The organism is Nonomuraea jabiensis (assembly GCF_014204795.1).
In the GTDB taxonomy this organism is placed as follows: Bacteria; Actinomycetota; Actinomycetes; order Streptosporangiales; family Streptosporangiaceae; genus Nonomuraea; species Nonomuraea jabiensis.
Genome location: NZ_JACHMB010000001.1, coordinates 11,798,223 through 11,816,555 on the forward strand (window position 1 = coordinate 11,798,223; position 18,333 = coordinate 11,816,555).

Below are 18,333 nucleotides of genomic sequence, written 5' to 3' on the forward strand. Positions count from 1 at the left end.
GGCGCGCCCGGGTGTGGGTGGTGGGGCGCGGGTGGGAGTTGTGTGATCAAGGCGGAACAGCAAAAGCCCCAGTCCCGGCAGGTGCCGTGGGCTGGGGCTTTGGAGCATGGTGGACGATACTGGGATTGAACCAGTGACCTCTTCCGTGTCAGGGAAGCGCTCTCCCGCTGAGCTAATCGTCCTTGTGAGGTGGCGACGGGATTTGAACCCGTGTGGACGGCTTTGCAGGCCGCTGCCTCGCCTCTCGGCCACGCCACCGAGCCGGAAGCTCCGAGCGGAAGACGGGATTCGAACCCGCGACCCTCACCTTGGCAAGGTGATGCTCTACCACTGAGCCACTTCCGCATCCGCCCCCGTCTAACCGGGGCGACGAGAGAACTCTAGCGAATCCTGGCCGAGTACCCAAACTGGATTACGCTCGCCCAGGTCACGTGTGACCCCCGTTAACGGTGATGCGCTGGCCGGTGACGAACGCGCCACCCTCCGAGGCGAGGAACGAGACGGCCGCCGCGATGTCGTCCGGCGTGCCCATACGCCCCAGGGGCACCTCCGCGAGGTAGCCGCTCTCGTCGAGGCCCGCGTGCCGCTCCACCGGGATCCAGCCGGGGGCGACGACATTGACCGTGATGCCGTGCGGGCCCAGTTCGCGGGCCCAGACCTCGGTCATGGCGTGCTGGGCGCTCTTTGCCGCGGTATAGGCGGACATGCTGGGCAGTTTGCGGTCCACCACGTCCGAACCGATCTGGATGACGCGTCCACCGCCGTGTTCCTTCATGCCCGGCAGTGCCGCCTGCACCAGCAGTGTCGGGCTCTTGACGAAGAACTCGAGCTGGTCGAGCTGCGCCTGCCAGGTGAGGTCCTCCAGGGCGATCAACGGCTGCGGGCCGGTCGCGTTGACCACCAGGACGTGGACCGGGCCGAGGCGTTCGGTGACGCCCGTGACCAGCGCCGACACGTCGGGCTCGTGCGTGACGTCGGCGGGGAACGCCTCCGCGGTGCCGCCCGCGGCCCGGATCTCGTCCACCACCCTCGTGGCGCCGGCGGCGTTCCGGTTGTAGTTGACGGCGACGGCCAGGCCGTCGGCGGCCAGCCTGCGCGCGATCACGGCACCCAGGCCGCGCGACGCGCCGGTCACGAGAGCAACTGCTGTCATGAGATCCGACTCTAGCGACGGGCTGGGCTCTGGCGACCAGCTCGTCGAGCACCCCGGGCAAGGGCCTCGCGACGCGAAGTCGAGCGCCCCGGGCAAAGACCCCGCGACGCGAACGCCACCGGCCCAGACTGGGAGGCCCTGAGCACGGGCCCGGACTGGGAGGCCCTGAGCGCGGTGAGCGCCGTAGGCCGGTTAGCGGCCTTGCGGGCCGCCGGACACGCCCGCCGGGTACGGCGTCTCCGTCTCCAGGCGGTAGTCCCGGCCGGAAACGGCGCGGTTGTCCTCGATGACGCGCTCGGACGGCGGCCGCTCCCCGCCCGCCAGCGCCTGCCGCATCCTCCGGAACCGTTCGTGCTCCTCCAGCACGTACCCGGTGCCCAGCGTCGTGCGGTCGGCCTGGGTGGCGAGCAGGTCGCGGAGGTAGCCCTTGTTCGGCTCGAACGTCATCGGCGGCGGGCACGCCTGCGCCAGCACCTGGTCGGGATCGCGCCCGTCAAACCGCCTGAACAGCTCGGCCGCCAGCCGCAGATGCTCCAGCTCCATGTTGAGATGCAGCTCCCAGAGGCCCTTCACCCGGGCCTCCGACTCGGTCTCCAGGAACGAGTAGTACAGGTAGCACTCGTTGTACTCGTGGTTGAGCAGCCGCTCCCACCAGCTCTCGCCCGCGTCCGCCAGGGACTCGTAGTGGGTGAGGTGCCCCTCCTCGACCAGCCCGATCTCCTGGTAGAGCCGGCGGGCCGCGGGCTCCAGGCACATGGGGCCGGCGGTCATGGAGAAGTTCATGATCTGCTGCTCGACCGCCATGACGGTGAGCGCGTGCAGCCGCGACAGCGGCTCCGTCTTTCGCCGGTCGTACGGTTCGCGCACGTTGTCCACCGGGTCCCGGTGCTGCAGGTGCGTCGGCCGCCCCGGCATCACCTCGGTCACCCGGCCCACGATCTTCTCGGTCGCGCGGTGCTCGATCAGCTCGTACAGGTTCGCGTACCGGTAGAGGTGGTCGAGGTGCTCCAGGAGGCCGAACTGGTAGGCCTGCTTCAGGTACTCGTCCGGCTCCATCCGCGCCGCCCACGCCGTCAGGTCCACCGCCGCCTGCTCGTAGGCGATCGTGGTCTCCAGCACCGACGACAGCCCCGGCAGCAGCCAGTTGACCGCTTTCTGCTGCTGGGCCTCGATGTAGCGCACCCGCGCCAGTTGCTGCCTGATCCCGGTGTCGGGGCAGTGGCGGGCGAGCTGGTGGCTGAAGAAGATCGCCTCCGTCTCAATCCCGTTCATGGTGATGATGCGGGACCGCGTGTAGGGGTCGGTGTGGTCGGGGTCGATCGGCGTGACGTTCAGCTCGTTCCAGTGGCGGAGCTGGTCGTCCAGCGGGATACCCCGCTCCTGCAGTGGGTCGAAGGCCATGTCGCTGCGCTTACCCGGGGCTAAATGCGGCAACCTCCGCTTTCGGTCCTCTGACGGCCCGCGTTCGGTAAGGGGGCGCGTGCCTGCCGGAGGCCCGGGTAGGGCGCGGGCGTGGGTGAACAAGATGTCATCGATTTGCTGGTGATCCAGCACAGCCAGATCAGGGACCTGTTCGACGAGGTGGAGCAGGCGCCGCCGGACAAGGTGGAGGAGGCCTTCGACCGCCTCACCCGGATGCTGTCCGTGCACGAGACCGCCGAGGAGGAGATCGTCCATCCGTACGCGCGCAGGAAGCTCGACAACGGGCAGGGCGTCGTGGGCGATCGCCTGACCGAGGAGAACCGGGCCAAACAGCTCCTCCTCGCCCTCCACAAGGGCGGGGTGGACCATCCGCAGTTCTGGGAGCGGCTCGGCGAGCTGCGCCTGGCCGTGACCGCGCACGCCCGCAGCGAGGAACGGTACGAGTTCGTCAAGCTGCGCGCGAACACCTCCGTGGTCGAGCGGCGGGCCATGGCCGCGGCGGTGCGGGCGGCCGAGAGCCTCGCCCCGCTGCGCCCGCACCCCGGCACGGAGAGCGCCACCAAGAACGTGCTGATGGGCACCCCGATCGCGCTGATGGAGCGGGCGCGGGAGCTGATCCGCAAGGCGCTCGGCAGGCGCGGCTGACCCTTCGGCGTGTGTCGAAATGTCGCCGTACTAGCGTCGTACGCATGGAGTACATCGCTCGTGACGCCGACATAGCGCCCGTCGCCGCGCTCATCGCGGACCCGACCAGGGCGGCCATGCTGACCGCCCTCCTCGACGGGCGGGCCCTGGCGGCGGGAGAGCTGGCCAGGGTGGCCGGGGTCAGCGCCGCCACCGCGAGCGCCCACCTGTCCAGGCTGCTCGACGGGCGGCTGGTCGACGTCGTACGCCAGGGCCGCCACCGCTACTACCGCCTGGCCGGGCACGACGTGGCCGAGGTGCTGGAGGTGCTGGCCAGGGTCAGCGCCCGCCCGCCCGTACGGTCCCTGCGCCAGTCCAGGCAGGCCAGGATGCTGGAGGAGGCCCGCACCTGCTACGACCACCTCGCGGGACGGGCCGGGGTGGGGCTGCTCGACCGGCTCACCGAGGGCGGCTACTACGCGGCGCAGGACCTGACCGAGGCGGGCGAGCGGCTGCTGGCCGGCATCGGCGTGGACGTGGACGGCGCGCGCAGGTCGCGCAGGCGGTTCGCGCCCGAGTGCCTGGACTGGACCGAGCGCAGGTCGCATCTGGGCGGGGCGCTGGGGGCCGCGATCACCGAGGTGCTGTTCGAACGGGACTGGTACCGGCGCGGCAAGGTACCCAGGGCGGTGCTCCTCACCGACGAGGGCAGGGAGGGGCTGGCCGCATTGTTCCCGAGTAAGGAGCTAACATCGGTTACGCCGGTTACCTAGCGAGCAGCGAGAGAGACGCCCCATGCGCGACAACGAGGTCGTGAACGTCGGACCCGAGCCCCTGACCTTCGACGACGTCATCCGGGTGGCCCGCCACGGCGCCCCCGTACAGCTCACCGAGGACGCCCTGGCCGCCATCTCGGCGGCCCGACAGCGGGTGGACGAGCTGGCCGAGAGCCCGACGCCCGCGTACGGCATCTCGACGGGCTTCGGAGCCCTGGCCACCCGCCACATCGACCCGGCCCTGCGGGCCCAGCTCCAGCGCTCGCTGGTGCGCTCCCACGCGGCGGGCAGCGGCCCCGAGGTCGAGACCGAGGTCGTACGCGCGCTCATGCTGCTGCGCCTGCACACGCTCGCCACCGGCCACACCGGCATCAGGCCCACCACGGCCAAGACCCTGGCCGCGCTGATCAGCGCGGGCATCACGCCGGTCGTGCACGAGTTCGGCAGCCTCGGCTGCTCGGGCGACCTCGCGCCGCTGGCGCACGTCGCGCTCACGCTGATGGGCGAGGGCGTCGTACGCGACGGCTCCGGGAACCTCCAGCCGGCCGGCGAGGCGCTCAAGCAGGCCCAGATCGACCCCGTCGAGCTGGCCGCCAAGGAGGGCCTGGCGCTCATCAACGGCACGGACGGCATGCTCGGCATGCTCATCCTGGCCATCCACGACCTCACGGCGCTCGTCAGGACCGCCGACGTCAGCGCCGCAATGAGCGTGGAGGCGCTGCTGGGCACCGACCGGGTGTTCATGCCGGAGCTGCAGGCGCTCAGGCCGCACCCCGGCCAGGCCCTGTCCGCCGCCAACATGACCAAGGTCCTGCGCGACTCCGGCATCATGGCCAGCCACCGCGACCCGGAGTCCTGCACCCGCGTCCAGGACGCCTACTCGCTGCGCTGCGCCCCCCAGGTCGCCGGGGCCGCCCGCGACACGATCGCGCACGCCGCCACCGTGGCCGGGTGGGAGCTGGCCAGCGCCGTCGACAACCCCGCCGTGCTGGCCGACGGCCGCGTCGAGTCCAACGGCAACTTCCACGGCGCGCCGATCGCGTACGTCCTGGACTTCCTGGCCGTGGTGGCCGCCGACCTGGCCTCGATGTCGGAACGGCGTACCGACCGGTTCCTGGACGTGGCCCGCAACCACGGCCTGCCGGCGTTCCTGGCCCACGACCCCGGCGTGGACTCGGGCCACATGATCGCCCAGTACACCCAGGCGGCCATCGTCTCCGAGCTCAAGCGCCTGGCCGTGCCCGCCAGCGTGGACTCCATCCCCAGCTCGGCCATGCAGGAGGACCACGTGTCCATGGGCTGGTCGGCGGCGCGCAAGCTGCGCAGGTCGGTGGACGGGCTCTCCCGCGTGCTGGCGATCGAGGTGCTCACCGCCGCCCGCGCGCTCGACCTGCGCGCCCCCCTGGAGCCCGCGCCCGCGACCGCGGCCGTGGTCAGGGCACTGCGCGAGACCGTGCCCGCCCCCGGCCCGGACCGGTTCCTGGCGCCGGAGATCGAGTCCGCCGTACGCCTGGTCGCCGAGGGCGGCGTGGTGGCGGCGGCCGAGTCGGTCACCGGTCCCCTTTCATGAGCAGGGCCTAGCCGGGGAGCGCGACGATCAGGTCCACCTCCAGCAGCAGCCCCGGCCGGAACAGCCTGGACACCTCCACGGTGGTGCTGGCCGGGGGCGTGCCGGTGATGTACTTCGCGCGGACCCGTCCGTATTCGAGGAGCTGGTCCATGTCCGTCACGTACGTCCGGATGAACGCGATGTCCTCGAACGTCGCCCCCTGGTCGGCGAGGATGCGTGAGATGACCTGGAAGATGTGCTCGGACTGGGCGGCCATGGATCCTTCGCCGACGATGTTCCCCTGCTCGTCGAAGGCGGCCTGGCCGGAGACGTAGAGCATGTCGCCGACGCGTACGGCGTGCGAGTAACGGCCGTTCGTGGCGGGGATCGTCGACAGGTTCAGCGGCACCGCGCGGTGGGCGGCGCCCCCGTCAGCGTGCCCGGCGACGTGCTCGGCGATCGCCGTCAGGTCGCGCTCCCCCAGCCCGGCCGCCCGCGCCTCCTGCAGCCTGGCCCGGGCGGCGCCGGCCATGGTGGCGCCCTCCCAGGCGCCCAGCTCCAGGTCCTTGGCCGCGTGCCCCAGCGAGTAGCGGGTCTCGGCGGACGGCACGCGCAGCCGCTCCGCGAGCGTGCCCAGCGGGGTGCCCGACAGCACGTCGGCCAGCGCGCCACGGTCCACGCCGTGCGCCTCGCCGTACGCGAACGTCTCCGCCAGCAGCACCTGGGCGGGCACGATCGCGCTCATGACGGCGATCTTCATGGCCGCGCCCGCGCCCAGCGGCCCCAGCTCCCGCACCGACCCGAACACCGACAGCACCTCGCGGCAGCCCGACACGTCACCGCCGGCCAGCACGGTCAGCGTGCCGTCGGCGGCGGGGCCCACGCTGCCCAGCACCGGCGCGTCCACCAGGCCCACCTCGGCCGGCAGCAGCGCGCGCAGCTCGCGCACCGCCTCCGGGCCGATCGTGGACATCTCCACCACCGTGGCGCCGGGCCGCAGCCCCGGCAGCGCCGCCGTCAGCACCTCCCGCACCGCGGCCGGGTCGCTGAGCATGGTGATGACCAGCTCGGCCCCGTCCACGGCCGCCGCCGCGGTCACGCCGCTGCCGCGCCGCCACGTCGTCACCTTGTGACCGGCCTGGATCAGCCGCCGGGCCATGGGGACGCCCATGCGTCCCTGTCCGAGAAAAGCAATCATGTGCCACAGTCAACCGGCGCGCGAGGTATTCCACCACCGACTAGATTGCATACCAGCCATGCGAGATCTGAATGCCTTGGACCCGGGAGCGCTGCGGCTGTTCCACGAGGTCGCCGCGAGCGGTTCGTTCACGGCCGCCGCCGAGCTGCTCGGCTACACCCAGTCGGCGGTCTCCCGCCGCGTCGCCGCGCTGGAGCGCGCCACCGGCGGGCCGCTCTTCGAGCGCCTGCCGCGCGGCGTGCGCCTGACCCCGGCGGGACAGGTGCTGCACCGGCACGCCGTGGCCGTGCTCGACCGGCTCGAACGCGCGGGCGAGGAGCTGGCCGCCATCCACACCGGCCGGGGCGGGACGCTCCGGGTGGGCGCGTTCGCCACGGCCAACGTGGACCTGGTGCCTGGCACGCTCAAACGGTTCGCCGAGCGGCGGCCCGACGTCGAGCTGCGGCTGATCGAGGGGCTGACCTCGCGGCTGATGGACCGGCTGCGCGGGGGCGCCCTGGACGTGGCCGTGATCAGCGACTATCCGGCGGGCCTGTCCGCGGAGGGCGTCCGTACGGTGCCGCTGCGCGAGGACCGGCTGCTGGTCGCGCTGCCCGGCGGCCACCGGCTGGCCGCCGAGGCCGACGTGGACCTGCGGGACCTGGCCGGGGAGACGTGGATCGAGGCCGCCCCGCGGGGCCAGCCGACCCTGCTGGTGACCGCGTGCGCGGCGGCCGGGTTCACGCCGCGCAGCGGGCTGCGGGTGGCCGAGTGGACGGGCAAGTTCGGGTTCGTGGCCGCGGGGCTCGGGGTGACGCTGGTGCCGGAGCTGGCGGCGCGGGCCGTACCGCGGGATCTGGTGCTGCGGCCGCTGCGGGGGCTGGCGCCGGCGCGGAAGGTGTACGCGGCCCTGCCGGAGGCGCCGCTGCCGGCCGCGCTGGAGCTCGTCGAAATGCTGGGAGAATGGACAATGTGTACGACGGTTTCGCCCACTTAGGCCACATGTACGCGACCGGGTTGCGTGACGTGACCTCCGACCTGGCCGCGCTCGACGGCGAGGGCTGGTGGGCTGTCGTCGTCGACTACGAGGGCAAGGTGACGTGCGCCCGGTTCGACCGGGTGCGCGAGTCCCCCCTGCCCGCCCCCGCCCGCCCCTGGCACGGGCCCCGGCCCGACCAGTGGCGCAGCTCGCTCGACCAGGCCGCCTACGAGCGGGGCGTACGCGCCATCCGCGGCTACATCGAGCAGGGCGAGGTCTACCAGGCGAACCTCTGCCGGATCCTGACGGCCCCCGTCCCGGCCGACGCCGACCCGCTCGCCCTGGCCGCCCGGCTGGCCGCGGGCAACCCCGCGCCGTACGCGGCCGTCATCCGGGTGCCCGGTCTGAGCGTGGTGTCCGCATCGCCCGAGCTCTACCTGTCGCGTGACGGCGACGTGGTGGAGTCCAGGCCCATCAAGGGCACCGGCGCGACCGCGGACGACCTCCTCGAGAAGGACTACGCCGAGAACGTCATGATCGTCGACCTCGTCCGCAACGACCTCGGCCGGGTCGCGGCCGTCGGCTCGGTCGAGGTGCCGTCGCTCTGCGCCGTCGAGGAGCACCCCGGGCTCGTCCATCTCGTCTCCACCGTCCGGGCCAGACTGGCGCCGGGGGCGGGCTGGCCCGAGCTCTTCGCCGCGACTTTCCCGCCCGGATCTGTCACGGGCGCTCCCAAGTCGTCGGCTCTGCGCATCATCAACGAGCTCGAACCCACACCCCGGGGGCCGTACTGTGGGGCTGTGGGCTGGGTCGACGCCGACCGCCGCCGGGCGGCGCTGGCCGTGGGCATCAGAACATTCTGGATCTCGCCGCTGGCGCACGGCAGAGGCGAGCTCCGATTCGGCACGGGAGCGGGCATCACCTGGGGCAGCGACCCCGGGCGCGAATGGCTCGAGACCGAGCTCAAAGCAGCCAGGCTCATCGCACTGGCATCCACAGGAGGAACTACATGAACATCCCTGTCTGGGTCAACGGCGAGCTGATCGACCCCGCGCAGGCCACCGTCTCGGTGTTCGACCACGGACTCATGGTCGGCGACGGCGTCTTCGAGACCATCAAGATCGTGAACGGCCGGTCGTTCGCGCTCACCCGCCACCTCGACCGGCTCACGCTCTCCGCCCAGCGCATGGACCTGCCCGAGCCCGACGTCGACGCCATCGCCGACGGCATCGGCAAGCTCCTGGCCGTCGCGCCCGCGTGGCAGCTCGGCCGCATCCGCGTCACCTACACCAGCGGTCCCGGCCCCCTCGGCTCCGACCGCGGCGACCAGGGCACCACCTCCGTCGTCATCGTGGACGAGCAGAAGCCGTTCCCGGCCACCGCCAACGTCACCGTCGTCCCCTGGCCCCGCAACGAGCGCGGCGCCCTGTCCGGGGTCAAGAGCACCTCGTACGGCGACAACGCCAAGGCCCTGCTGTACGCCAAGAAGCGCGGGGGCGGCGAGGCCATCTTCGGCAACCTGGCGGGCAACCTCTGCGAGGGCACCGGCTCCAACATCTTCATCGTCCGCGACGGCCGCCTGCTCACCCCCACCCTCGAGGCCGGCTGCCTGGCCGGGGTGACCAGGGCGCTGGTGCTCGAATGGTGCGGCGGGGAGGAGACCGACGTGCCGCTGTCGGCGCTGTACGAGGCCGAGGAGGCGTTCCTCACCTCGACGACCCGCGACCTCCAGCCGATCAGGCTCGTCGACGACACCGAGCTGCCGGTCGCTCCCGGCCCGATCACCACCAAGGCCATGCGGATCTTCGCCGAGCGTTCCGCCGCCGACCTCAACCCGTAGGCCGCGCGGGGCGGGGGCGCCGGTGGACGACCGGCTCCTTCTGCTCGCCCGGGAACACCATGACCAGCAGCTCCACGGCGCCGTCCGGCGGGTCCAGGACCTGGTAGACCTGCTCGCGCCCGCGCAGGTGCACCCGGACCCGGTAATGCCCGGGGCCGGCCGCCGTGAGTCCCTGGACGTCGCGGCCGCCGCCGTCGGAGAGGGTCAGCGAGCCCTTCGGGCTCTCGTAGCCCACCTCGACCACCTCCGTCCAGCCTCTGGTCTCCAGCGGCGGCCGCCTGGTGTAGGACTCGACGGTCACGCAGGCGTACCCGATCTCGTCGGCCGCCCAGATGGCCAGCGCGCCCGGCTCGCTCCCGACCAGGTCCTCGACCAGGTCGGGAGTGCGGCCCTCGTAGCCGTCTTCCCAGCCCTGGACGATCCAGAACGTGGTGGACATCGTGGCGCGCCGCTGGCGTACCGGCTTGATCTTGGGGCGGTGGGTCGGGTGGCGGGCGCAGGCCCGCTCCTTCCCGGCGACGTACGCGGCCCTCTCCCCCTGCCCCTGCTTCTCCTCCACCGCCTGCCGGCTCGCCACGGAGGGGCAGAGCGAGGCCAGCGCCGGCAGCAGGGACGCATGGGGCGCGTCCCGTACGGCGGGCGCGCCGATGTCGCCGCCGTGCCGATCGGCCAGGCCGCACAGGTGGTGCCCCTGGGCCAGGACGATCCGGTCGGACGTCTCGTTCCACTCCTCGATGCCCTCGCCGGGGAAGAAGCCGTAGCCGCGGACCCGGCACAGGAACTCCTTCTCGTCCTTGCGCAGCCCCTCGACCGTGCCGCCGCCGAATCCGGCGCAGTCGAGCTCGCTGTCGGCGCTCACCTTGCCCGGGGGGACGGACCCGACCGCGACCAGGAGGGTCGCCGTCACCGTCAGGACCACGGCCGCCGTACGGGCGAGGCGGCCCCGCCGGACGAACGCGCGCCGGTGCGGGCGTACCGCGAGCAGGACCAGGATGGGGGGCGCCAGTACGTAGAGGTCCATGAATCCAGCGGAGCTCCACGGGTCCGTGCATCGCGGGTCGAGGGCGTACATGAGGAGCTGCAGGAGGCTCGGGAGGAGCAGAGCGGTGGCCGCGGAGCGGGCGACGATCCGGCCGAGCCGGTCACGGCCCTTGCGGAGGCTCGCGTACCAGCCCGCGAAGGCGAGGACGATCATCGGGGCGCCGCCGTACGAGTAGGGCGGCAGGCCCCGCAGTGCGCTGTCCCAGAAGCGGACGTACAGGTCGATCCGGCACCCGTACACGGTCACGAGCCCGTACAGACCGGGGGCGTCCTCGGGTTCGGACAGGAGCGCGTCGATCCGGAACAGGACGCTGGGCAGCACCGCGAGCAGCAACGCCGACACCCAGAGGGCCGATGATCGTCGGGACACGACAGCGAACACTAAGTCATGAAATAGCCCCCATGCGAGGCGGTCCGCTCAATTGTCGGTGAGGGTGGACATACTGCCCGAGTGATTGACGAGACGCAGCGCCGGTATGCCGATTTCCTGCAGCGCAACCCGTATCTCACGCAGGCCACCTGCTGGACCGTCGTGCAGCCGATCGCCTCCCCCTTAACCATCGAGGCCGTCGTCGAACGACTCGGTGGACGGGCTGAAGACCTGGAGCCCGAGCCCGATGACGATGTGGACGAAGCCGACTACGAAGGGGTTTTCTATATCAGCCAGGACGACGCGTCGTTCATCCTTTACGAAAGCAACGGCTACCAGGGCATCCGTCCGGAGGTGTTGCGGCGGCTGAGTGACGGAGCCCGCGTGCTGAGCCTTTTCTGGAACGTCAACGGGACCACCAGGCTGATGTACGCCGCTTACGGCACGATTGTCACCGCGCTGGACCCGATGTTTCCCGGTGAGCGATGGGGTGAGACGCCGCACGCGCTCGACGCGGAGCTCGCGGTCCTGGAGGCGGCGGCCGGAGGTGGCCGCTGGCAGGCGGCCGCGATGGCCGTCGTCGAAGCCGTCACCGGGGTGAGACTCGATCTGCCTGACGCGAGCGCGCCTCGGCTGCTGCTGGAGGAGACCATCCCGGATGACCCGCCAACGCCTACGTCGCGGTAACCGGGCGAACCGCTGGCCCGGGAGGCGCTCGACCGGCGGCGGTGATGCGAGGCGAGCGGCGGCCGGCCGGGCTGCTGCGCCCGCCGAGTGATCTGGTCAACGAGCGCGTACAGCGCGACGATCACCCCATGGACACGCAGGAGATCGCCGATCGACTCGAAATCACCGGACTGCTGGCCCGCTACACCCGCGCCATCGACTCCGGCCAGTGGGACCTGCTCGACCAGGTGTTCAGCCCGGACGCGGTGATCGACTACCGCGCCACCGGCGGCATCAGGGGCACGCGGGACGAGGTCAAGGCCTGGCTCGCCGAGGTGCTGCCGCACTGGCCGGGGCGGCTGCACCTCATCGGGGCCCCGACCATCGACTTCCGGGACGGCGAGGCGGTCGTGAGCGCCCCCTTCACCGACACCCTCGCCCCCACCAGGGACATGGTCACCGCGGACACCGAGGGCTTCCTGCACGGCGGCGGCTGGTACCACCATCGGCTGCGGCGCACCTCCGGCGGGTGGCGCAGCGTGGAGCTGGTGGAGGAGCAGGCCTGGCGCACCGCCCGGTAAGGCAGCCACTCCCGTCAGCTAAAGGCCATGGAGGCGTAGCAGGTTCTCCCCCAGGATCTTGCGTTTGGCCTGGTCGGTGAGCTGCGGGTAGCCGTAGCCGTCGCACAGGTCCTGGGGGATCCGGAAGTCCCTGAACGCCCTCAGCGCCCACTGCGGGTGGAAGATGGGCGCCTCCGAGCCGTAGACGATCTTGTCTTCGCCGCACCAGAAGAGCAGCTTGCCGATGATCTCGGCGAACATCCTGGGCGCCCGGACGATGAAGTTGATTGTGGCGGCCAGGCTGGCGTACAGGTTGGGGTAGCGGATGAGCTGCCAGCAGGTCTCGTCCAGGAACGGCAGGCCGACGTGGAAGATGACGAAGTTGATGTCGGGGAAGTTCGCGGCGGCGCCGTCCATGTCCCATGTCTGCGTGTGCTCGATCGGCTGCGGGCCCAGCGGCACGCCCTTGTGCACGCCGATCAGGTTGACGCCCAGGTCGCGGGCCTTCTCGAAGATCGGGTAGGCCACCCGGGGGTCGTCCATGCGCCACGGGTACGGCGTGCCGTAGTCGTAGCGGACGTTGTACAGCTTGAACGCCTTGGCGTTGAACTCCCCCACCTGGCGCTCCATCAGGTCGAGCGCCCTGCGGCCCTCCAGCGGATTGACCGTGCCCCAGAAGATCGTGCGCTCCGGGTCGCGGGCGGCCAGCTCGGCGCACTCCTGCCAGGGCGACAGGCCGTCGTGGTAGAGGTCGGTGAGCGGGAGCGGCATCGCCACCAGCATGTCCGTGTCGGACTCCGCATAGACCATGCGGTGGATGTCGTCGATCGTCCACCGGCGCAGGAACTCCTCGGGCGGCAGCTTGGTCTCGCCGTCTGGGGTGAGCGTGGCGTGGAAGGCGTACAGGTGGTTGGAGAACATCCGGCCCGCGTCGCCGTAGGCGTTCCCGGCCTCGAAGTTGAAGACGTGGGCCACGCTGTCGAACACGAAGAAGTCGTCGATCATCGAAGCTCCCTGCGGATGTAGTCCTCCTTGTCGGGCACCTGCGCGGGGGCGGGCAGGAAGCGCAGCAGGCGGGCCGCCCTCGGGGAGAGCCGGTCCACCGTCCACGCCTCGTCCCAGACGACCTCCACCTCGGCCTCGCGCACGCCGGGCTGCTCCTGGATGCGGTCGCGGACCTCCGTGATCACCCGGGCGGCGAACGGGCACCAGCCCGAGGTCAGCAGCAGCTCCACCCTGGCCCGGCCGCCGGCCGTCTCGACCGACCTCACCAGGCCCATCTCCACGACCGAGATGCCTTTCTCCCGGCAGCACGGGTCATAGACCTCAGACAGCGCCTGCCTAGCCCAATGCGGTATTTCCGACATTTCCTCATCATCGGACCGGTGTCCGGACCTGAACAGATGGCATGACAGGTCGAGACCCGTACCCGTCACGGCGGCCGACGGCTGCAAGCTCGGTCCTTCACGTAAGGGCGGAGAAGCCGGCGCGGCGGCATGCTGTATGGATGACCGGGGAAGAACCCAGCGATCTGATCCGCAGCGTCTCACGCGCGCTCCGCGTGCTGGAAGAGGTCTCGCGTGCCGACCGGCCGCTGTCGGTCAAGGTCATCGCCCGCCGATGCGGCCTGAACCTGTCCACCTCGTACCACCTCGTCCGGACCCTGTGCTACGAGGGCTACCTGCACCGGCTGCCCGACGGCGACTACCTGCCGGGCTCGCAGGTGGCCGAGCGGTTCCACGAGATGCTGGAGTCGTTCGAGCGGCCGCCGCGCGCCTCGGAGGTGCTGCGGCACCTGGCCGACGCCTCCGGCCACACCGCCTACCTGGCCCAGCTCGCCGACGGGCGGCTGATGGTGGTGGAGGTGGCGGAGGGGCCGCGCTCGCCGTGGCTGGAGGACCTGCAGGCGGGCCTGGAGACGGCGCCGCACGCCACCGCGCTCGGCAAGGCGCTGCTGCTGTCCCTCCCGCCCCATGTCCGGCGCGGCGTGCTCACCGGGCACGGCATGCGCCGCTTCACCTCCGTGACCCCTTCCAGCGTGGAGGAGCTGGAGGAGGAGCTGGCGGGGTTACGGCCCGGGCAGGTGGTGGAGGAGCACGGGCAGTTCAGGGAGGACGTGGCGTGTGCGGGCGCGGTCGTGCCCGGGACGCAGTGGGCGATCGGCATCTCGGCCCGCGGCCTGACCGTCCCGACGCCCGCCGCCGCCCACCTGGCCCTCGCGGTCCGGGACCTGGCGGGCCCATAATCCGTTGCCCTCGGGTGCGGCTCTTCGCCAGTCTGGGCGGCATGAACGTGCCCTACCGGCAGATCCGTGCCGCCTACACCGGGGAGTCGATCACCGTCTACCAGGCTTACGACGCCGCCATCGCCGGGCCCGCCGTGGCGGCGCAGCGGTTCGTGGCGCCGTTCAAGCGCGAGCGGATGACGTGGATCAAGCCGTCGTTCCTGTGGATGATGTACCGGTGCGGGTGGGCGACCAAGCCCGGCCAGGAGCGGGTGCTGGCCGTCTCGCTGTCACGGGAGGGGTTCGAGTGGGCGCTGGCGCACTCGTGCCTGAGCCATGACGACCGCCGTCCCGGCTGGGCGGACCGCGTGCGGCGCAGCCCGGTGCGGATCCAGTGGGATCCCGAGCGCGGGCTGCGGCACCAGGCGCTGCCGTACCGGTCGATCCAGATCGGGCTGTCCGGCGAGGCCGTGCGGCGCTACGTCGACGAGTGGACGCTGGCGATCACCGACATCACCGACCGCGTGCGGGAGGTGCGTGCGGCGGTCACGGCGCGGGCGGACGCGAGCGGGCTGCTGCCCGTGGAGCGGCCCTATCCCCTGACTGAGGAGATCCGGGAGACAATCGGGGCATGAGGGTGATCCTGTTCGGGGCGACCGGGATGGTCGGGCGCGGGGTGCTGAGGGAATGCCTGCTCGACGACCGGGTGGACGCCGTGCTCACCGTCGGGCGCGCCCCGACGGGGGTCGTCCACGGCAAGCTGCGCGAGATCACCCACCGCGACCTGCTCGACCTCGCCCCGATCGAGGCCGAGCTGGCCGGCTACGACGCCTGCTTCTTCTGCCTCGGGGTCTCCTCGGCGGGCATGAGCGAGCAGGACTACCGGCGGATCACCTACGACGTCACCCTGTCCGCCGGCCGGACGCTCGCCCGGCTCAACCCCGGCTCGACGTTCGTGTACGTGTCCGGCGCCGGCACCGACGCCCAAGGGCGCTCGATGTGGGCCAGGGTGAAGGGCGCGACCGAGAACGCGCTGCTGGAGCTGCCGTTCGAGGCCTACATGTTCCGGCCCGGCTACATCCAGCCGATGCACGGCATCACGTCGCGGACCCGGGTCTACCGGCTGGCGTACGTGGTGACGCGGCCCCTCTATCCGATCCTGCGGCGGCTGTTCGCGTCGGCGGTCACCACGACGGAGCGCATCGGCCGGGCCATGATCGCGGTCGCCGAGCGCGGCGCGCCCAAGCGCGTCCTCGGCCCGTCCGACATCAACGCGCTGGCCGCCTAGCCGGTCAGCACACCATGGTGGAATAACTGAGCGGGGCTGTGCGCTACCGTATCCGTCAAAGATTCAACAGTCATGGATGGTGACTAAAGTGCAGTTCGGAATCTTCAGTGTGGGCGACGTCACCACTGACCCCACCACGGGCAGGACGCCGACGGAGCACGAGCGGATCAAGGCGATGGTGGCGATCGCGCTCAAGGCCGAGGAGGTCGGGCTCGACGTGTTCGCGACCGGCGAGCACCACAACCCGCCCTTCGTGCCGTCCTCGCCGACCACCATGCTGGGCTACATCGCGGCCAAGACGGAGCGCCTGATCCTGTCCACCGCCACCACGTTGATCACGACCAACGACCCCGTGAAGATCGCCGAGGACTTCGCCATGCTGCAGCACCTGGCGGACGGCCGGGTGGACCTCATGCTGGGCCGGGGCAACACCGGGCCCGTCTACCCGTGGTTCGGGCAGGACATCAGGCAGGGCATCCCGCTCGCCGTCGAGAACTACTCCCTGCTGCACAAGCTCTGGCACGAGGACGTCGTGGACTGGGAGGGGCGCTTCCGCACCCCGCTGCAGGGCTTCACCTCGACGCCGCGCCCGCTGGACGGGGTGCCGCCGTTCGTGTGGCACGGCTCGATCCGCAGCCCCGAGATCGCCGAGCAGGCCGCCTACTACGGCGACGGCTTCTTCGCCAACAACATCTTCTGGCCGAAGGAGCACTTCATGCGCCTGATCCACCTCTACCGGCAGCGCTACGCGCACTACGGCCACGGCACGGCGGAGCAGGCCGTCGTGGGCCTGGGCGGCCAGGTGTTCATGCGCAAGAACTCGCAGGACGCGGTGCGCGAGTTCCGCCCGTACTTCGACGTCGCCCCCGTGTACGGCCACGGGCCGTCGCTGGAGGAGTTCATGGCGGAGACGCCGCTCACCGTGGGCAGCCCGCAGCAGGTCATCGACAGGACCCTCGAGTTCAGGGACTACTTCGGCGACTACCAGCGCCAGTTGTTCCTGATGGACCACGCGGGCCTGCCGCTGAAGACCGTGCTGGAGCAGCTCGACATTCTCGGCGAGGAGGTCGTGCCGGTGCTGCGCAAGGAGTTCGCCAAGGACCGTCCCGCCGAGGTGCCGGACGGCCCCACCCACGCGGCCCGCGTCCCGGCCGTCACCGCCTGACCACCGGAAAGGAGATCGACCAGATGAAGCTCGCCGTCGTCACCGCGGGGCTGACCCAGCCCTCCTCCAGCCGCCTGCTCGCCGACCGCCTGGCGGAGGCCGTCACGCGGCAGGCGCAGGCCGAGGTACGCGTGATCGAGCTGCGCGACCTCGCCGTGGACATCGCGAACAACTTCGTGACCGGCTTCCCCAACGCCCGGCTGCGCGAGGCGATCGAGGCGGTGACGGAGGCCGACGGGCTCATCGCGGTCACGCCGATCTTCAGCGGCTCGTACAGCGGCCTGTTCAAGTCGTTCTTCGACGTGATCGACAACGGGGCGCTGGCGGGCAAGCCCGTGCTGATCGCCGCCACCGGCGGCACGGCCCGGCACTCGCTGGCGCTGGAGCACGCGCTGCGCCCGCTCTTCGCCTACCTGCGCGCCGTCGTCGTCCCCACCGCCGTGTACGCGGCCTCGGAGGACTGGGGCGGCGCGGCCGACGCCTTCACCGACGGTCTCGGTCCGCGCATCGCCCGCGCCGCCGAGGAACTGGCCGACCTGCTGCTGCACCGCAGGCCCAGGGCCCAGGCCAAGGAGGAGGCCGAGGAGGAGGTCGTCCCGTTCGAGCAGCAGCTGGCCGCGCTGCGGCCGTTGGGTTAGTTTTCACAACATGAGCCCCGTGGGTTGACTTATCGGAGTATGGTTCGTTAGGAAGCTTTCCTAACCTCCATCTCCTCCAGGGGCTCATGTGCTGACCGCCACACTCCTGACCCTCTCCCTCGCCGTCACCGGCACCGGCCCGGCCGACCTCGACGATCCGCACAAGAAGGACATCGCCATGCAGCTGGTGTCCAGCGCGGAGAACTCCTCGCTCGACTGGAAGGCCCAGTACGGCTACATCGAGGACATCGACGACGACCGCGGCTACACGGCGGGGATCATCGGCTTCTGCTCGGGCACCGGCGACATGCTGGAGTTAGTCGAGCTCTACACCGAGCGCAAGCCCGGCAACGTCCTCGCCAAATACCTCCCGGCCCTGCGCAAGGTGAACGGCACCGCCTCCCACAAGGGCCTCGACCCGAACTTCACCAAGGACTGGAAGACCGCCGCCAAGGACACCGCCTTCCAGCAGGCCCAGAACGACGAGCGCGACCGCGTGTACTTCAACCCGGCGGTCAACCAGGCCAAGCAGGACGGGCTGCGCGCGCTCGGCCAGTTCGTCTACTACGACGCCATGGTCATGCACGGGCCGGGCAGCGACAAGCTGAGCTTCGGCGGCATCAGGAAGTCGGCCCTGGTCAAGGCCAAGCCGCCCGCGCAGGGCGGGAACGAGGTGACGTACCTGAACGCGTTCCTGGACGCCAGGAAGGCGGCGATGAAGGCGGAGGAGGCGCACGAGGACACCTCGCGCGTGGACACGATGCAGCGCGTCTTCCTCAAGAACGGCAACCTCGACCTGAACCCGCCGCTGACCTGGAAGGTCTACGGCGACAGCTACACGATCAAGAAGTAGGGCCCCGG

20 protein-coding genes and 3 tRNA genes are annotated in these 18,333 nt (G+C 71.1%); 14 read left to right on the forward strand and 9 right to left on the reverse strand.

Translation table 11 applies throughout. The features are described from left to right. Window positions 1–107: 107 nt before the first annotated feature. The 5 genes from HD596_RS53880 to HD596_RS53900 form a co-directional block, all read right to left on the reverse strand. Window positions 108–182: transfer RNA gene (locus tag HD596_RS53880), tRNA-Val, on the reverse strand. A gap of 5 nt (window positions 183–187) precedes the next feature. Then, a tRNA-Cys gene (locus HD596_RS53885) sits at window positions 188–258 on the reverse strand. A 15-nt stretch (window positions 259–273) separates the two neighbouring features. Then, window positions 274–345: transfer RNA gene (locus HD596_RS53890), tRNA-Gly, on the reverse strand. Between the two features lie 82 nt (window positions 346–427). Next, entirely contained in the window at window positions 428–1,153 is a 726-nt protein-coding gene (locus HD596_RS53895; RefSeq protein WP_185077167.1) for an SDR family NAD(P)-dependent oxidoreductase, read from the reverse strand. A gap of 192 nt (window positions 1,154–1,345) precedes the next feature. Then, a complete protein-coding gene (locus HD596_RS53900; protein WP_185077168.1) occupies window positions 1,346–2,554 on the reverse strand; it encodes a hypothetical protein in 1,209 nt (402 codons plus the stop codon). Window positions 2,555–2,665: 111 nt separating this feature from the next. On the opposite strand from HD596_RS53900, the gene HD596_RS53905 reads away from it, so the two are divergent. The 3 genes from HD596_RS53905 to hutH are packed head-to-tail and all read left to right on the forward strand — an operon-like array spanning window position 2,666 to window position 5,545. Next, the gene (locus HD596_RS53905) at window positions 2,666–3,220 is read left to right on the forward strand and encodes a hemerythrin domain-containing protein (RefSeq protein ID WP_185077169.1); all 555 of its coding nucleotides are present in this window, start codon (window positions 2,666–2,668) and stop codon (window positions 3,218–3,220) included. 44 nt (window positions 3,221–3,264) lie between these two features. Beyond that, entirely contained in the window at window positions 3,265–3,972 is a 708-nt protein-coding gene (locus HD596_RS53910; protein WP_185077170.1) for an ArsR/SmtB family transcription factor, read from the forward strand. A gap of 22 nt (window positions 3,973–3,994) precedes the next feature. Next, window positions 3,995–5,545, forward strand: a complete 1,551-nt coding sequence (gene hutH / locus HD596_RS53915; protein ID WP_185077171.1) for a histidine ammonia-lyase — start codon at window positions 3,995–3,997, stop codon at window positions 5,543–5,545. Window positions 5,546–5,552: 7 nt separating this feature from the next. On the opposite strand, the gene HD596_RS53920 is transcribed toward hutH, so the two are convergent. Next, entirely contained in the window at window positions 5,553–6,722 is a 1,170-nt protein-coding gene (locus HD596_RS53920) for a Rid family hydrolase (protein WP_185077172.1), read from the reverse strand. Between the two features lie 58 nt (window positions 6,723–6,780). Here HD596_RS53920 and HD596_RS53925 point away from each other — a divergent pair, with 58 nt between their 5' ends. From HD596_RS53925 to HD596_RS53935, 3 genes are read left to right on the forward strand one after another with little or no spacing between them, the layout of a single operon-like run. Continuing rightward, on the forward strand, window positions 6,781–7,698 hold the full coding sequence (locus HD596_RS53925; protein ID WP_185077173.1) for a LysR family transcriptional regulator: 918 nt from the start codon (window positions 6,781–6,783) through the stop codon (window positions 7,696–7,698). Then, entirely contained in the window at window positions 7,665–8,693 is a 1,029-nt protein-coding gene (locus HD596_RS53930; protein WP_185077174.1) for a chorismate-binding protein, read from the forward strand. Before HD596_RS53925 ends, HD596_RS53930 begins: the two co-directional genes overlap by 34 nt. After that, on the forward strand, window positions 8,690–9,520 hold the full coding sequence (locus tag HD596_RS53935; protein WP_221520032.1) for an aminotransferase class IV: 831 nt from the start codon (window positions 8,690–8,692) through the stop codon (window positions 9,518–9,520). Before HD596_RS53930 ends, HD596_RS53935 begins: the two co-directional genes overlap by 4 nt. Here HD596_RS53935 and HD596_RS53940 read toward each other — a convergent pair. Continuing rightward, window positions 9,510–10,931: a hypothetical protein gene (locus HD596_RS53940; RefSeq protein WP_185077175.1), complete on the reverse strand. Its 1,422-nt coding sequence runs from the start codon at window positions 10,929–10,931 to the stop codon at window positions 9,510–9,512. The two genes, HD596_RS53935 and HD596_RS53940, sit on opposite strands and share 11 nt — an antisense overlap. An 81-nt stretch (window positions 10,932–11,012) precedes the next feature. Between HD596_RS53940 and HD596_RS53945 the strand changes: the two genes are divergently transcribed. After that, complete coding sequence (locus HD596_RS53945) at window positions 11,013–11,618, forward strand: DUF6461 domain-containing protein (protein WP_185077176.1); 606 nt, start codon at window positions 11,013–11,015, stop codon at window positions 11,616–11,618. A gap of 44 nt (window positions 11,619–11,662) precedes the next feature. Beyond that, window positions 11,663–12,178 (forward strand): nuclear transport factor 2 family protein, encoded by a 516-nt coding sequence (locus tag HD596_RS53950; RefSeq protein WP_221520033.1) that lies wholly within the window; start codon window positions 11,663–11,665, stop codon window positions 12,176–12,178. A gap of 18 nt (window positions 12,179–12,196) precedes the next feature. Here HD596_RS53950 and HD596_RS53955 read toward each other — a convergent pair whose 3' ends face one another. Both HD596_RS53955 and HD596_RS53960 read right to left on the reverse strand, forming a co-directional pair. Beyond that, window positions 12,197–13,162 (reverse strand): amidohydrolase family protein, encoded by a 966-nt coding sequence (locus HD596_RS53955; protein WP_185077177.1) that lies wholly within the window; start codon window positions 13,160–13,162, stop codon window positions 12,197–12,199. Next, window positions 13,159–13,524, reverse strand: a complete 366-nt coding sequence (locus HD596_RS53960; protein ID WP_185077178.1) for a metal-sulfur cluster assembly factor — start codon at window positions 13,522–13,524, stop codon at window positions 13,159–13,161. The genes HD596_RS53955 and HD596_RS53960 overlap by 4 nt, the downstream gene beginning before the upstream one ends. Window positions 13,525–13,664: 140 nt before the next feature. On the opposite strand from HD596_RS53960, the gene HD596_RS53965 reads away from it, so the two are divergent. The 6 genes from HD596_RS53965 to HD596_RS53990 all read left to right on the forward strand — a co-directional run bounded on the left by HD596_RS53965 (window position 13,665) and on the right by HD596_RS53990 (window position 18,325). After that, the gene (locus HD596_RS53965; protein WP_185077179.1) at window positions 13,665–14,402 is read left to right on the forward strand and encodes an IclR family transcriptional regulator; all 738 of its coding nucleotides are present in this window, start codon (window positions 13,665–13,667) and stop codon (window positions 14,400–14,402) included. Between the two features lie 41 nt (window positions 14,403–14,443). Further along, a complete protein-coding gene (locus HD596_RS53970; protein WP_185077180.1) occupies window positions 14,444–15,016 on the forward strand; it encodes a DUF4291 domain-containing protein in 573 nt (190 codons plus the stop codon). Next, the gene (locus HD596_RS53975; protein ID WP_185077181.1) at window positions 15,013–15,669 is read left to right on the forward strand and encodes a Rossmann-fold NAD(P)-binding domain-containing protein; all 657 of its coding nucleotides are present in this window, start codon (window positions 15,013–15,015) and stop codon (window positions 15,667–15,669) included. The genes HD596_RS53970 and HD596_RS53975 overlap by 4 nt, the downstream gene beginning before the upstream one ends. An 88-nt stretch (window positions 15,670–15,757) precedes the next feature. Then, window positions 15,758–16,834, forward strand: coding sequence for an LLM class flavin-dependent oxidoreductase (locus HD596_RS53980; protein WP_185077182.1), 1,077 nt, complete (start codon window positions 15,758–15,760; stop codon window positions 16,832–16,834). A 23-nt stretch (window positions 16,835–16,857) separates the two neighbouring features. Further along, entirely contained in the window at window positions 16,858–17,472 is a 615-nt protein-coding gene (locus tag HD596_RS53985) for an FMN reductase (protein WP_185077183.1), read from the forward strand. Window positions 17,473–17,560: 88 nt separating this feature from the next. Further along, window positions 17,561–18,325, forward strand: a complete 765-nt coding sequence (locus HD596_RS53990; RefSeq protein WP_313047036.1) for a chitosanase — start codon at window positions 17,561–17,563, stop codon at window positions 18,323–18,325. The last annotated feature ends 8 nt before the right edge of the window (window positions 18,326–18,333 follow it).

Bases quoted from the DNA above. Each gene is read 5' to 3' on its own strand.
- HD596_RS53895 (WP_185077167.1), bottom strand. From the start codon at position 1,153: ATGACAGCAGTTGCTCTCGTGACCGGCGCGTCGCGCGGCCTGGGTGCC.
- HD596_RS53900 (WP_185077168.1), bottom strand. From the start codon at position 2,554: ATGGCCTTCGACCCACTGCAGGAGCGGGGTATCCCGCTGGACGACCAG.
- HD596_RS53910 (WP_185077170.1), top strand. From the start codon at position 3,265: ATGGAGTACATCGCTCGTGACGCCGACATAGCGCCCGTCGCCGCGCTC.
- hutH (WP_185077171.1), top strand. From the start codon at position 3,995: ATGCGCGACAACGAGGTCGTGAACGTCGGACCCGAGCCCCTGACCTTC.
- HD596_RS53920 (WP_185077172.1), bottom strand. From the start codon at position 6,722: ATGATTGCTTTTCTCGGACAGGGACGCATGGGCGTCCCCATGGCCCGG.
- HD596_RS53925 (WP_185077173.1), top strand. From the start codon at position 6,781: ATGCGAGATCTGAATGCCTTGGACCCGGGAGCGCTGCGGCTGTTCCAC.
- HD596_RS53930 (WP_185077174.1), top strand. From the start codon at position 7,665: ATGGACAATGTGTACGACGGTTTCGCCCACTTAGGCCACATGTACGCG.
- HD596_RS53935 (WP_221520032.1), top strand. From the start codon at position 8,690: ATGAACATCCCTGTCTGGGTCAACGGCGAGCTGATCGACCCCGCGCAG.
- HD596_RS53950 (WP_221520033.1), top strand. From the start codon at position 11,663: ATGCGAGGCGAGCGGCGGCCGGCCGGGCTGCTGCGCCCGCCGAGTGAT.
- HD596_RS53955 (WP_185077177.1), bottom strand. From the start codon at position 13,162: ATGATCGACGACTTCTTCGTGTTCGACAGCGTGGCCCACGTCTTCAAC.
- HD596_RS53960 (WP_185077178.1), bottom strand. From the start codon at position 13,524: ATGTCGGAAATACCGCATTGGGCTAGGCAGGCGCTGTCTGAGGTCTAT.
- HD596_RS53965 (WP_185077179.1), top strand. From the start codon at position 13,665: ATGACCGGGGAAGAACCCAGCGATCTGATCCGCAGCGTCTCACGCGCG.
- HD596_RS53970 (WP_185077180.1), top strand. From the start codon at position 14,444: ATGAACGTGCCCTACCGGCAGATCCGTGCCGCCTACACCGGGGAGTCG.
- HD596_RS53975 (WP_185077181.1), top strand. From the start codon at position 15,013: ATGAGGGTGATCCTGTTCGGGGCGACCGGGATGGTCGGGCGCGGGGTG.
- HD596_RS53985 (WP_185077183.1), top strand. From the start codon at position 16,858: ATGAAGCTCGCCGTCGTCACCGCGGGGCTGACCCAGCCCTCCTCCAGC.